At 51.8% G+C, this 12,645-nt stretch carries 8 protein-coding genes; 4 read left to right on the forward strand and 4 right to left on the reverse strand.

Annotation, left to right across the window (positions count from 1 at the left end; genetic code table 11):
- Positions 1-4 precede the first annotated feature (4 nt).
- The 3 genes from D4L85_RS01045 to uvrB all read left to right on the forward strand — a co-directional run bounded on the left by D4L85_RS01045 (position 5) and on the right by uvrB (position 3,853).
- A complete protein-coding gene (locus D4L85_RS01045) occupies positions 5-943 on the forward strand; it encodes a DUF368 domain-containing protein (protein WP_160143465.1) in 939 nt (312 codons plus the stop codon).
- A 2-nt stretch (positions 944-945) separates the two neighbouring features.
- Positions 946-1,689, forward strand: coding sequence for a shikimate dehydrogenase family protein (locus tag D4L85_RS01050; protein WP_119752574.1), 744 nt, complete (start codon positions 946-948; stop codon positions 1,687-1,689).
- A gap of 142 nt (positions 1,690-1,831) precedes the next feature.
- Positions 1,832-3,853 carry an excinuclease ABC subunit UvrB gene (gene uvrB, locus D4L85_RS01055; RefSeq protein WP_119752575.1) on the forward strand — a complete coding sequence of 674 codons (2,022 nt, stop codon included), beginning with the start codon at positions 1,832-1,834 and terminating at the stop codon, positions 3,851-3,853.
- 198 nt (positions 3,854-4,051) lie between these two features.
- Here uvrB and D4L85_RS01060 read toward each other — a convergent pair whose 3' ends face one another.
- On the reverse strand, positions 4,052-6,973 hold the full coding sequence (locus D4L85_RS01060) for a PD-(D/E)XK nuclease family protein (protein ID WP_119752576.1): 2,922 nt from the start codon (positions 6,971-6,973) through the stop codon (positions 4,052-4,054).
- Between the two features lie 49 nt (positions 6,974-7,022).
- Positions 7,023-7,430 (reverse strand): hypothetical protein, encoded by a 408-nt coding sequence (locus D4L85_RS01065; protein WP_160143466.1) that lies wholly within the window; start codon positions 7,428-7,430, stop codon positions 7,023-7,025.
- Positions 7,431-7,724: 294 nt separating this feature from the next.
- Between D4L85_RS01065 and D4L85_RS01070 the strand changes: the two genes are divergently transcribed.
- A complete protein-coding gene (locus D4L85_RS01070; RefSeq protein WP_119752578.1) occupies positions 7,725-9,302 on the forward strand; it encodes a rhomboid family intramembrane serine protease in 1,578 nt (525 codons plus the stop codon).
- A 342-nt stretch (positions 9,303-9,644) separates the two neighbouring features.
- Here D4L85_RS01070 and ftsZ read toward each other — a convergent pair whose 3' ends face one another.
- Together ftsZ and ftsA are read right to left on the reverse strand one after the other, a co-directional pair.
- The gene (ftsZ, locus tag D4L85_RS01075) at positions 9,645-11,195 is read right to left on the reverse strand and encodes a cell division protein FtsZ (RefSeq protein WP_119752579.1); all 1,551 of its coding nucleotides are present in this window, start codon (positions 11,193-11,195) and stop codon (positions 9,645-9,647) included.
- A 90-nt stretch (positions 11,196-11,285) separates the two neighbouring features.
- Complete coding sequence (gene ftsA, locus D4L85_RS01080; protein WP_119752580.1) at positions 11,286-12,596, reverse strand: cell division protein FtsA; 1,311 nt, start codon at positions 12,594-12,596, stop codon at positions 11,286-11,288.
- Positions 12,597-12,645 lie beyond the last annotated feature (49 nt).

Below are 12,645 nucleotides of genomic sequence, written 5' to 3' on the forward strand. Positions count from 1 at the left end.
CGATTTGAGAAGACCCAAAGACTATATCCTCCTTTACTTGAAAGGCATAAGTATGGGAGCCACCGACGTTATACCCGGCGTTTCCGGCGGCACCACGGCCTTGCTCACGGGCATCTACAACGAGCTTATCGCCTCGCTGCAGGCCATCGACCGGAAAGCCCTTCAAATGTTGAAAAACCGCGATTTTGCGGGATTTTGGGAGAAAATCAACGGCAATTTTTTATTGACCATCTTTCTGGGCATCATCACCAGCATCTTTACGGCTGCCAAGGGCATGATCTACCTTTCCACGCGCCATCCTGTGGCCACTTCAGCCTTCTTTTTTGGCCTGATTGCCATTTCGGTCACCCTGATGCTCAGGGAGATAAAGAAATGGAACGGCGGCATCGTCATTGCGCTCGCAGCAGGCACCGCCATCGCCTATGGCCTATCGATTTTACCCGCGTTTCACACCCCCGACGCCCTCTGGCTCGCCTTTTTCGCAGGAATGGTGGCCGCTTGTGGCATGTTGTTGCCTGGAATTTCCGGGGGGTTTATCCTGCTTATTATCGGGAAATACCGGTATATCATCAACGCCATTACCAACTTCCAATTACCTATGTTGCTGGTATTCAGCCTGGGATGCGTTGCCGGACTATTGGGGTTTTCCAGAATTTTGGGGTGGGTAGTAGACAACTATCATGGCGCAACCGTAGCTTTGCTGGCCGGGTTGATGCTAGGCACCCTCAACAAGTTGTGGCCGTGGCGCCAGGTCATGGAATTTGTGACCAACAACAGAGGCCAGCAAGTACCCGTGTGGGATAAGAGCATTTTGCCCTGGCATTATGTGGCAGTTACCGGCAAGGACCCACAGGTTTTTCAGGCCATTTTGATGATGGCCATCGGCGTTTTCATCATGGTATTAGTAGAAAAGATTTCAGCAAGACTTAAAACAAAACTCTGAACATGGAAAAAGTATTCGGGCTAATCGGTGCCACCGTTAGCCACTCGTTTTCAAAGGCTTATTTCGATGAAAAATTCTTCCGCGAAGGACTTCGCGACTATCACTACGAATTGTTCCCCCTCTCCAACATCACGGATATTGAAGCATTGTTAAAAGAAACCAAAGGCCTCACCGGCCTGAACGTGACCATCCCCTACAAAGAACAGGTGCTGAAGTACTTGGACGAAGTAGACGGGTTTGCTAAAAAGATCGGCGCAGTGAACGTGATCAAGATCAAAGACGGCAAGCTGAAAGGCTTTAACACGGATTCGGATGCCTTTTATGAAACCATCGTGAAATGGCTTCCCGAAGGAAAAACATTTAAAGCCCTCATCCTGGGCACTGGCGGCTCTTCGAAGGCGGTTCAAGAGGCGCTGAAAAAAATGAAGATCGATTATAAGGTGGTTTCGCGTGAAGCAAAAAAAGGAAACTACACCTACGCCGACCTGGAAGCCAACCCCAAACTCATCAGCGAGTCGCTGCTCATCATCAACACCACGCCCCTGGGCATGAGCCCCAACACCGAGACCATGCCGCCGATCGACAACGAGCACATCGGTCCCGACCATTACGTATACGACCTGATCTATAACCCAGCACGCACCATGTTTTTGCAAAAAGCAGAGATGCGCGGCGCCACCATCAAGAATGGTCTGGAAATGCTGCACGTCCAAGCTGAAAAATCGTGGACGATCTGGAATAACTGACACCTACCCGGTTAAAAAAATGAAATCGCTTCTGGCAACGGAAGCGATTTTTTTATTGTTTGACCGGAACCACTAACTTGACGTTGACGTATGCGTTAAGGAAGTTATCCCAAACATCAATCCCCGAAATTATCTTCAGCCTATGGATTTCAAGCTCAGCAGTGAATACGAACCGACCGGCGACCAACCCCGGGCCATCGAACAACTAACGAAGGGCGTAGAGGCCGGTGAGCAACACCAGACCCTGCTGGGCGTTACCGGATCGGGCAAGACGTTTACGATGGCCAACGTGATTGCCCGCACCAACCGCCCAACCTTGATCCTCAGTCACAACAAAACGCTGGCCGCCCAGTTGTACGGGGAGTTCAAACAGTTCTTTCCCGAAAATGCCGTGGAGTATTTTATCTCCTACTACGACTACTACCAGCCGGAGGCCTTCATTCCATCTTCCGGATTATATATTGAAAAAGATCTTTCCATCAACGAAGAAATCGAAAAGCTCCGCCTCAGCGCAACCTCTTCGCTATTGACCGGCCGGCGCGATGTGATCGTCGTAGCTTCCGTATCCTGTATCTATGGTATCGGCAACCCGGAAGAATTTGGCAAGAACGTGATCAAGCTAAAAACCGGCGAGACCATTGTGCGCAACAAGCTTTTGTTTGCCCTGGTGGACATTTTGTATAACCGCACCGAAGTCGAATTTAAACGCGGCACCTTCCGGGTGAAGGGCGATACAGTGGACGTATTTCTGGCCTATGCCGACTATGCCATCCGCATTTACTTCTGGGGCGATGAGATCGAATCCATTCAGCGCATCGACCCCGTGAGCGGCAAAAAGATCTCGGACGAATCCATCGTCACCATCTTCCCGGCCAACTTGTTTGTGACGGGGAAGGAATCGTTGCATCAAGCCATCCGCGAGATCCAGGACGACATGGTGGCGCAAGTGAATATGTTTGAAGCCGATCGCCGCCACCTGGAAGCAAAACGCTTGAAAGAACGTACGGAGTTTGATATCGAGATGATGCGCGAGCTGGGATACTGTTCGGGCATCGAAAACTACAGCCGCTATTTCGACCGGCGACGACCCGGCGATCGCCCCTTCTGCCTGATCGATTATTTCCCCGACGATTTCCTGATGGTGATCGACGAAAGTCACGTCACGGTGCCCCAGGTCCGCGCCATGTGGGGCGGCGACCGCTCGCGCAAAGTGAACCTGGTCGACTATGGTTTTCGCTTGCCCTCGGCACTGGACAACCGGCCCCTCACGTTCAATGAATTTGAGACACTCCTCAACCAGACGGTTTATGTGAGCGCGACGCCGTCGGAATACGAGCTGCGCAAATCGGAAGGTGTGGTGGTGGAGCAAATCATTCGCCCCACTGGCTTGCTAGACCCCGAGATCGATGTGCGCCCCAGCAAAAACCAGATCGACGATCTGTTGGAAGAGATCGACGAGCGCGTGAAGAAACACGAACGCGTGCTGGTGACCACCCTCACCAAACGCATGGCCGAGGAGTTGACCAAGTACATGGACCGGGTGGGCGTGAAATGCCGGTACATCCACTCGGAAGTGACCACCCTGGATCGCGTAGAGATCTTGCGCGAATTGCGTTTGGGTGTCTTCGACGTTCTCGTGGGCGTGAACCTGCTGCGCGAAGGACTTGACCTGCCCGAAGTCTCCCTCGTCGCCATCCTGGATGCCGACAAAGAAGGCTTCCTCCGAAACCAACGCTCGCTGGTGCAGACCATTGGCCGCGCCGCCCGCAATGACCAAGGCCGCGTGATCATGTATGCCGACAGCATCACAGAATCTATGCAACTGGCCATTGATGAAACGAATCGCCGTCGCACGATCCAGCGGGATTACAACACAGCAAACGGTATTACGCCACGCACGGTCCTGAAATCGAAGGGCAACATCCTGGGCCAAACCAAAGTGGCCGACTCCAAGAAGACGCACAAATATTATGTGGAGGACGAAGAGGCTACGTTGGCTGCTGATCCGGTGGTGGCTTATCTCAGCAAGGATGAGCTTACAAAAATGGCGGACCGTACGCGGAGGGCGATGGAGAAGGCTGCCAAGGAATTGGAGTTCATGGAGGCGGCGAAGTTGCGCGATGAATATATGGCGATTCAGAAACTTTTGGAGACGAAGGTCTAATGGTGCGAAGCAGCTATGCGCCGGATGTCAAAATTCGGCTGATGAGGGATTGATTTGTGTCCAATTCATGTTGCTGAAGAACACCAATATGGGCGACCCGCCGTTGTTGGTGTTCTTCACCAACAACATTCGCATCACGGAAACATTATTAAGAACGACACGCTTCGCATCACACAAAACATTGTTAAGACAATACCCTCACCGATAACAAATCCCCTGATACGGACAATTCCGGCAAATCTCCGGATCCGTGGTCTGATCGAAGGGAGTTTCAATATCGAAAAGCTCTTCCAATGTTATTTTCAGTCGCTGCTCAAATTCCGGTAACAAGGGGTCGACATCGGTGACATACTCCCGCCCTACTTTCAATCCAAATTTAAAATCATCATCGAACAGGTTCATCCGGTTGATGAGGCCGGGGACGATGCGTGTGCCGCGGTGACTTGCGTTGGCGCGGTAGAGCAGGGCGTAGAGCAGAGTTTGGAAAGCGGCCTTGTTGCGTTTGCCGTCGCGAACAAACAGGGACTCCACGCTGTCGAAATCCAATTTGTCTTTACCGGTTTTATAGTCGATCACGCGCAAGACATCGTCTTTGCGATCTACGCGGTCGATCTTTCCGCTGAGCAACACATGGCCCGGAGGTTTGCCAATGGGCACTTGATACAACATGCCCTCCTGCTCCACAGCTTCCATCGTGAACGGGGCATAGGCCTTGTCCATTTCGATGATGCGGTGGGCAAAGCGTTTTACCACTTCGCGCACCACGAGACGTTGGCCTTCGTAGACGACCGCCTTGCCGGGCTCCAGTCCATAGGCCTTTATGAATACTTCGTCAATGAGTTGATCGATGCGCAAACCGGCGTGATCAAAATCCGCAGCCTCGATATGCTTGCTTTTCTTTTGTTCGCGGAGGCGTTTGTAGAAATGTTCCATGACGTCGTGCAGGAAGTTACCGAGGATGCGGGCATCCAGGTCTTCTTCGACGGCGTCGGGTTCTCGGATGCGCGCCACCTGGCGGAAGTAGAAGCGCAGGCGGCACTCCATGTAGGTGTTGAGGGCGGAAGGCGACAGGCCGCGGAACATGCTGTTGCCTTCGCTCAGGCGCGCCAGGGTTTGCATCACGTCTTCATTTTTTTCTACGGTGATGGGCGTGATGGGTGTGGGTTGTACGGGGTTGTGCAGTATTTTCTTTTCGAGGTGCAGGCCGCTTTCGTACATCAGTTGTTGCAGGTAGCGGCTCATTTCGCCTTGCCCCAGCACATCGGTTTCGGCATTGTAGAACAGGAAGACGTTCTCTGCCCGTTGCAGGACGCGATAAAAAAGATACGCATACATGGCATCCTGGTGCTCGACGGTGGGCAGACTATAGGCTCTGCGGATGTTGAACGGAATGTAGGATCCTTTGCCGGCCGACGAAGGGAAAGCCCCCTCGTTGAGCGAGAGGATGAACACGTTTTTATAATCCAGGTTACGCGTTTCCAATACGCCCATGACCTGCAAGCCTTTCAAAGGCTCGCCTGTGAAGGGTATCTTGTAGGCCTGGATGAGTTGACGAAAAAGACGCAAAAAAGATTTCAGCACGACAGACTTGGTGCGGGTTCGCGCCGGAGCTTCTTCCTCAGAAGTTGAGGGGGAATGTTCTTCTTCCATGTCATTGCCCATGACATCTTCCATCCGGTTCAACAGCTTCACGAAGTGAAACGCATATTCCTTGTCGAAGGTCGTGATGCCGGTCATGCGTCCGATTTCCATGACGATGTCCTGGAGATAGCCGATGATGTTCGCATCGGCCATGGTGAAGATCAGGCGATGAAGGGGTACGGCAGACGCCAGGAAGTTCCGGTGAACGTGCACCCAGTTGTTGCTCAGGATCTCCTTGCGCTTTGCATTGGCCACGGCAGCATCGGCTGCGACCACGTAGGGATGGCCCAGCAAGGCCAGCACCTGGCGGTGATTGAATTGGTCGTGACGGGCGCCGATCTGCATCTCGATCAACAATTCCACCAGGTTGTACAGCGGTGTGCTGCTCACGGGAAAACCCATGGTGATGTTGAGCTTTTCCACATCGGCCGAAAGGCCATGCAATACGGGCAGCAGGAGCTTTTCGTCGGGCAGCACGATGAGCGTGTCCTCCGGGTCGATGCCCGCTGCTAGCTGCTCACGCAAGACCTGCGCCATCACCTTGGCCTGCCCCACCGGCTGCGCGGCACCAAAGACACGGATGGATTTCGGCTGTCCGGCATCCTTACCCGACTGCAACACGGCTGTGAAATGCGACGGTATATCTTTTGAAAAGGTCTTTCCCAACACGGGGTGTTGCTGGTATTCACGGAAAAACTTGCCGGCTTCCTGGGTGTTGTTGTTGACGTAATACTCATCCAAGTCCCAATAGATGTTGGCCATGCCGCGGTCCACAAAAAAGGACATGATCTTTTCTTCGGCTTTGGTGAGTGCGTTGAAGCCCGCAAACACCAACGACTTTCCCTTCACGCGTTGCGCCATGCCTTCGGATAGATTTTCGGCTACGTGGCGATGCAACATGCCCTCATAGGCGAGGCCCTCGGCCAACAAGGCCTGACCGAAGCGGGTGTACAGGGAGAAAAGTTGATTCCATACGGTCAGGAACTTTCGCTTGTTTCCCGTTAAGTGTTCTTCAAAGCTACCCCAGAAGGTCTTTAGGAATTCGCGTTGTTCGTCGGTGAGATAGTCGAAGCTGGAATCGAGTTCTTTTTGGTGACTCAGGTCCTGAAACAGTTGGCCTGGGTTGACGAGGTATTTGTCGACCTCGTCGAAATCGCGCAGCAGCATGTCGCCCCAGAAATAGAATTTGTCGAAGGGTTCGCTGGCGGTCTCCGGCGATTTTTTCAGCAACTCAAAATGCGTCTTGAACAGGCGATGGATCAGCTCGAGCTTGTCCGGAACTTTCAGCTCCGTGAGGTCGGCAATAAAGTCTTCGATGGTGATGAGCCTGGGCGCAAACGTGGGCCGTTCCAGGAACACGCTCAGGTGTTTGCGAAAATACAGCACGGCCCGGCGGTTTGGAAAAATCACCGTCAACGCATCCAAGGGACGGTAGTTCTTATAGAGGGTTTCCGCGAGTTCGTACAGGAATGGCTTCATGCTAAATCAATCCTGAAAGAACGGCTATCCCGTTGAATAAATCAACGCCTCAATACCGGTTGGCGGTAGATTTACAAAAGTCGGCAGGGGCGTGATTGTAGAGGTCCTTGACGCTATAGGTCAGGGAAAGCGTGCTCCCGTAAACGGTACCCGTGCCTTCTATGGCGTAGCCGTTCACTTCCTGATAAGGGATGATGACGCGGTCGTAGGATACCGAGGCATGTACCAAAACATCGGATGCATAAAAGTTATCGATATAAATCTCCCCTGCATAGGCAGACTTCCGGATATAGATCTGATAGTAAGAGAGATCGTTATACATGTCGCTATATTCTTCCATCTCGTAATTGCCGGTCAGATTATCGCGCACGTCGTAGCGAGGCTCCACGGTGTAAACATCACAAGCGAAAAGGCTGAACAAGGCAAACACAGCAACATAGGGCAACGACCGTTTCATAACTTTGAACATTGGTGTTACCGGTAGAATTACAAGTTTGAGGCCAGGATTTTGGGCCTGTTGCGGTGGCGTTGGGGGCAATGGGCGGTACATTCAAAGTACTATTGGAGTGACAACGTCGCCATGCGTACACCCGCCCAAGCCGTGGCTTGGAAAAAAAATATCCAACTTTTGAGATACACTAAATTTCGCGGATATTGGGTAAACGCAACCGAATTGGCAGCTCGTGTCCACAGGAGGAAGACATAAAAATTGTTTGGCAGCCATTAACCTTAACTGATACAGGCCAACGTTATGAAAGACAAAATCAGAATTATTTTCATTCCGACGCTACTCACCTTCATCGGACTACTCATCGGCTACACATTTTTACATTGGATTCTGTTCATAAAGCTCGATCTGTTTGCGTTAAAAGACATCGTCACAAACTTCGGCATTCCGCTCGTACTGACGGGATTGGCCGCCTGGGTCCTAGTAAGGCCCAAGCTTAAAATACTAGCCCTGGAGGCGAAACGTGGCAACTGGCGAGACTTCTATAGCTTCATCCTGTGGATTGTACTCACTATTCCCCTGATAATCGCCCAGGAATATGTCGTCACCGCCTCCGGACAACTTACTGAATTAAATTCAATTGACGAGATAAGGGCTACCGAGGCAACGAAATTCTACACGTTAAAAAAGTATTACATCGACAAAAAAGCCATCGGTGTTCATCCTGACTTTGACGTTTCCGGCAAGCATAACGAACACCTGAATATGCATCTTTATATTGCGCTACCCATCTTTTCCAGTGCAGCCGATACAACAAAATCAGAAACCCCAGCTTGGTTAGGAATAGAATACCGCGAAACGATAAGCAATAGATTAGAGGCATCCGAGAAGGAGAAAAAGTACCAGGACTTTGTAGCCGGCAGCCAGCGTGACTTCGATAGCAAGGACGTTTCAAAGTTTGTCTACCTGGATAGAATCAGAAACTCCGATAAGAAGGAAGGATTGGTCGAGGCCGCCCGGAAGAACTCTCTTGTTAAGGGCGATGAAACGATTCTCGTACCGGTAACTGAACCTTATAATGCAAGGAACGGCCATAAGCTATCGTGGATATTAGGTTCCTCTTTGGTTGGCCTCTCCATTTGGCTCCTCATGTTGTTGATCCCGAAAATAGATGAGACCCATTTGAACAGAATTATGGAGGGAAAACCCGACAAGGTGGCCCAGGAAGAGATGAAAGACTTCATCGAGTTTTTAAAACCAAGAGATGGATATTTTATTACGCCCATCCTAATCTATGCCAATCTCGCGATCTACCTCTTCATGGCCCTTTCCGGCCATGGATTTATTTCATTCAAGGGACAAGATCTATTGAATTGGGGGGCTAATTATGGGCCACTAACCAAAAGTGGCGAATGGTGGCGACTTCTTACCAGCACCTTTTTGCACGGCGGACTCATGCATGTTCTGGCAAACATGTACGGACTACTCTTCGTGGGCATCTTTTTAGAACCTTGGCTTGGCAAAAGCAAGTTCCTGATCCTCTACTTGCTGACAGGACTACTCGCCAGTGTTGCCAGCATCTTGTGGTATAGCGCCACGATAAGTGTTGGAGCATCGGGCGCAATATTCGGACTCTATGGTGTGTTCCTTGCCTTTATTCTGACAAAGGCGTTTCCATCGGAATTTGGAAAGGCATTCCTTTTGAGCACACTCATTTTCGTAGGGTACAACTTACTTATGGGGTTGGCGGGAGGAACCGATAATGCTGCACACGTCGGTGGACTGGCAAGCGGTTTTGTCATCGGACTCATGCTCCATGCGGTCATAAAAAGGGAATTTAATGCTGAGAAAGCGGGAGGGGAAGAGGTGGGAATAGAATAAGATTATCTCCCTCAACCACTGGCCGATGCTGCCAAACCGGGCACTTCCCGAATAGACTATTCAAATCGTTTTGTAAACGTTTCCCGTCACATCATCCCGCAAAAAAACAAACGCCGGACGTTATCCACGTCCGGCATTTTACATAACTACTGCGCCCTTTGCTTAAACCAAAAATTGCAAATAAAAAATGGCGCATCAACCGATTAAAAATTGGCACTCCGGCACCGGCAAAAAATATTTACCACCAACAACCACTACGAATGGAGTAAATCACCTGTCGTGCCGGAAATGCCATGTCTTGCATGTCTTTCTCTGTGTTTTATTGTTTTCTATTAAGTTAGTCTAGTCTACGTTGTCGTGCAAAAATTTATTGTTGCCCAACAGATTGTTGTCGTCGTTCAAGTTGTATTTGGAGATGAAGGGTTCGGCCGAATGGGGCACGTCCTGCATTTTCACGCCGCGGCGCAAGTAAGCCGGGAGTGACCATTTTTCGTTGAATTCTTCTTTGGTCATCTCTTGCTTGCGGGCCTGCTTCATTTTTTCCTGGCGCTCTTTTGCCTGCTGTTGCAGGCGTTGTTTGGTGGAGCGCAGTTCCATCATACCCTCGTCGTTGATCACCTGGTCGCCATAGCGTGGGGTGACGTCGTCGAAGTCGTCGTCTTTGAAGAGGCTTTCTTCGCCGTCGTCGTCGGTGTTTTCGGGTTGGACGGGTTCGACGCGATTGAAAGGACCGGTGAACACTTGTTCGCGTTCAACAGGTTCTTCCTCGGATGCGCTCGTTTTTATTTCGGGTGTCCGGCGCGAGCCCATGTCGTTGTTTTCGGTTACGGAATGATCCGGCGAGAACAGCCAGCCTTGGGAACGATCGAGGTTGTGAACTTTCTTTTCTTCTTTCTTCGCCGGCAAGTGGCTTGTTTCGGTCGCAAAGCCTGTCGCGATCACGGTGACGCGGATGCGGTCGCCGAGGTCCGGATCTACACCGTGGCCAAAGATCATTTCGGCTTCTTCGCCGGCCTGATCCTGGATGTATTCGGTGATCTCCGTCAGCTCGTCCATCTGCAATTCGGCTTCTACACCCGAGATGATGGACAACAAGATGCGTTTCGCTCCCATGATGTCGCGACTGTCGAGCAGCGGTGAAGCGAGGGCGCCTTCGGCGGCTTTGGGTGCGCGTTTATCGCCGCGGGTTTCGGCTGAGCCCATGACGGCAGCGCCGGCGTTCAGCATGACGGTGCGCACATCCTGGAAGTCGACGTTGACGTAGCCCGCCAGGGTGATGATCTCGGCGATGCCTTTGGCGGCCGTGGTCAACACGTTATCGGCTTGGGCAAAGGCCTGGCCGATGGAAAGGTTTCCAAAGATCTCGCGCAGTTTGTCGTTGAGGATCACCAGCACGGTGTCGCAGTTTTGACGCAGCGCATCGAGCCCCAGGTCGGCAGCGGCCATCTTCTTCTTTCCTTCGAAAGAGAACGGCGCGGTGACGATGCCTACGGTGAGGATGTCCATGTCTTTGGCAATCTTGGCGATCACCGGAGCTGCGCCGGTACCCGTGCCACCGCCCATGCCGGCGGTGACAAACACCATCTTGGTGCCCATGAGCATTTCGCGGATCTGCTCTTTGCTTTCCAGCGCCGCGTTCTTGCCCACTTCAGGGTTGGCGCCACACCCCAAACCTTCGGTGAGGTTGGTGCCGATCTGAAGTTTACTCGGCACAGGGCTGCTCATCAGCGCCTGGTTGTCGGTATTACAAACGATGAACTCGACATCTTTAATGCCTTGCTTATACATGTGGTTCACCGCATTGCTCCCTCCACCGCCTACGCCGATCACCTTGATGATGGACCGGTTGTTGGCTTTGGGGATCTCAAATTTGTATGATCCTGCTTCAAACATGATTAGATTTTTTTTAGTGGTTGTCTTTTTTGGTTTGGGATCAGGGTGGCCAACGCTACACGAACGCCCGCGCTCACTGTTCCGAAATACTCAATATTCGTTCTTTCCATCCAGGTCATCGATCAACAGACTCTTGGTTTTGTTCAGGATGTCGTTGAAGAAATTCTTGGATGCTGTTACCGGCTGCTTCTTCACTTTAATGGCTTTCACCACTTCGCGCGCCTCCTTGTAACGGTCCTCTCTTTCGTCCAGAGAGCGGAAACCCGATAGCACCAGGCCAACGGCAGTAGCATACATCGGACTTTTCACCGATTCGATCTTGCTCTTGCCCAGGTGTTCGTTCGGGTAACCGATACGGGTGTCCATACCGGTCATGTATTCAACAAGCTGCTTTAGGTTGCTCAACTGTGCCCCGCCGCCGGTGATCACGATGCCGCCGGCCAGGCGATTCTCAAAACCGGAGCTGATGATCTCTGCGTGCGCCATCTCGATCACTTCTTCCATCCGGGCCTGGATGATATTCGACAGGTTCTTCACCGAGATCTCCTTCGCCGCGCGGTTGCGGATGCCCGGGATGGATACGATCTCGTTCGGGCTGGCCTCTTCGGCGATGGCCTTGCCAAAACGCGTCTTCAGTTGTTCGGCCTGTTGTGGCAACACCATCAAGCCCTGCTTGATGTCGTTGGTCACAATATTTCCTCCGAACGGAATGACCGCCGTGTGACGGATGATGTTGTCGTAGAAGATCGCGATGTCTGTCGTGCCACCGCCAATGTCGATGAGGCAAACGCCGGCTTCTTTCTCTTCGTCGCTCAACACGGCCAGGCTGGACGCAAGGGGCTCAAGAATAAGATCGGCGATCTCCAGGCTGCCCCGGCGGATGCACTTATTGATGTTGTTGATGGCGTTGGTTTGGGCGGTGATGACATGGAAGTCGGCTTCCAGGCGCACACCCGACATGCCCACAGGTTCCTTGATACCTTCTTCGTAGTCCACCATATAATCTTGCGGCATCACGTGAATGATCTGGCTACCGGGCGGCACTACCATGCGATACATGTCTTGTGTGAGGCGCTCCACGTCGTCGATGGTGATCTCGTCTTCCTTGGAAGAGCGGGTGATGCCACCGTGCTGGATAAAGCTTTTTATATGCTGACCGGCAATGCCCACGTTCACCACACCAATGTCGATGCCCGCCTGGTCGCCGGCTTCGCGTATAGCTTTCTCGATGGCGTACACGGTCTTGTCAATATTGAAAACGATGCCTTTCACTACGCCCTCTGACTCGGCCTTGCCCATACCCAGCACCTCTAGCTTGCCGAATTCATTCTTGCGTCCTACAATGGCACAGATCTTTGTTGTGCCTATGTCGAGCCCGACTACAATTTTTTCGTGTTCCATGATGATAGATCTTTTATAGTGGTTGTTGTAATGCTTTTATTTTGTCACG

The organism is Chryseolinea soli (assembly GCF_003589925.1).
Taxonomy (GTDB): Bacteria; Bacteroidota; Bacteroidia; order Cytophagales; family Cyclobacteriaceae; genus Chryseolinea; species Chryseolinea soli.

Coding starts and splice junctions, on each gene's coding strand:
- D4L85_RS01050 (WP_119752574.1), top strand. CDS start 946: ATGGAAAAAGTATTCGGGCTAATCGGTGCCACCGTTAGCCACTCGTTT.
- uvrB (WP_119752575.1), top strand. CDS start 1,832: ATGGATTTCAAGCTCAGCAGTGAATACGAACCGACCGGCGACCAACCC.
- D4L85_RS01060 (WP_119752576.1), bottom strand. CDS start 6,973: ATGAAGCCATTCCTGTACGAACTCGCGGAAACCCTCTATAAGAACTAC.
- D4L85_RS01065 (WP_160143466.1), bottom strand. CDS start 7,430: ATGAAACGGTCGTTGCCCTATGTTGCTGTGTTTGCCTTGTTCAGCCTT.
- D4L85_RS01070 (WP_119752578.1), top strand. CDS start 7,725: ATGAAAGACAAAATCAGAATTATTTTCATTCCGACGCTACTCACCTTC.
- ftsZ (WP_119752579.1), bottom strand. CDS start 11,195: ATGTTTGAAGCAGGATCATACAAATTTGAGATCCCCAAAGCCAACAAC.
- ftsA (WP_119752580.1), bottom strand. CDS start 12,596: ATGGAACACGAAAAAATTGTAGTCGGGCTCGACATAGGCACAACAAAG.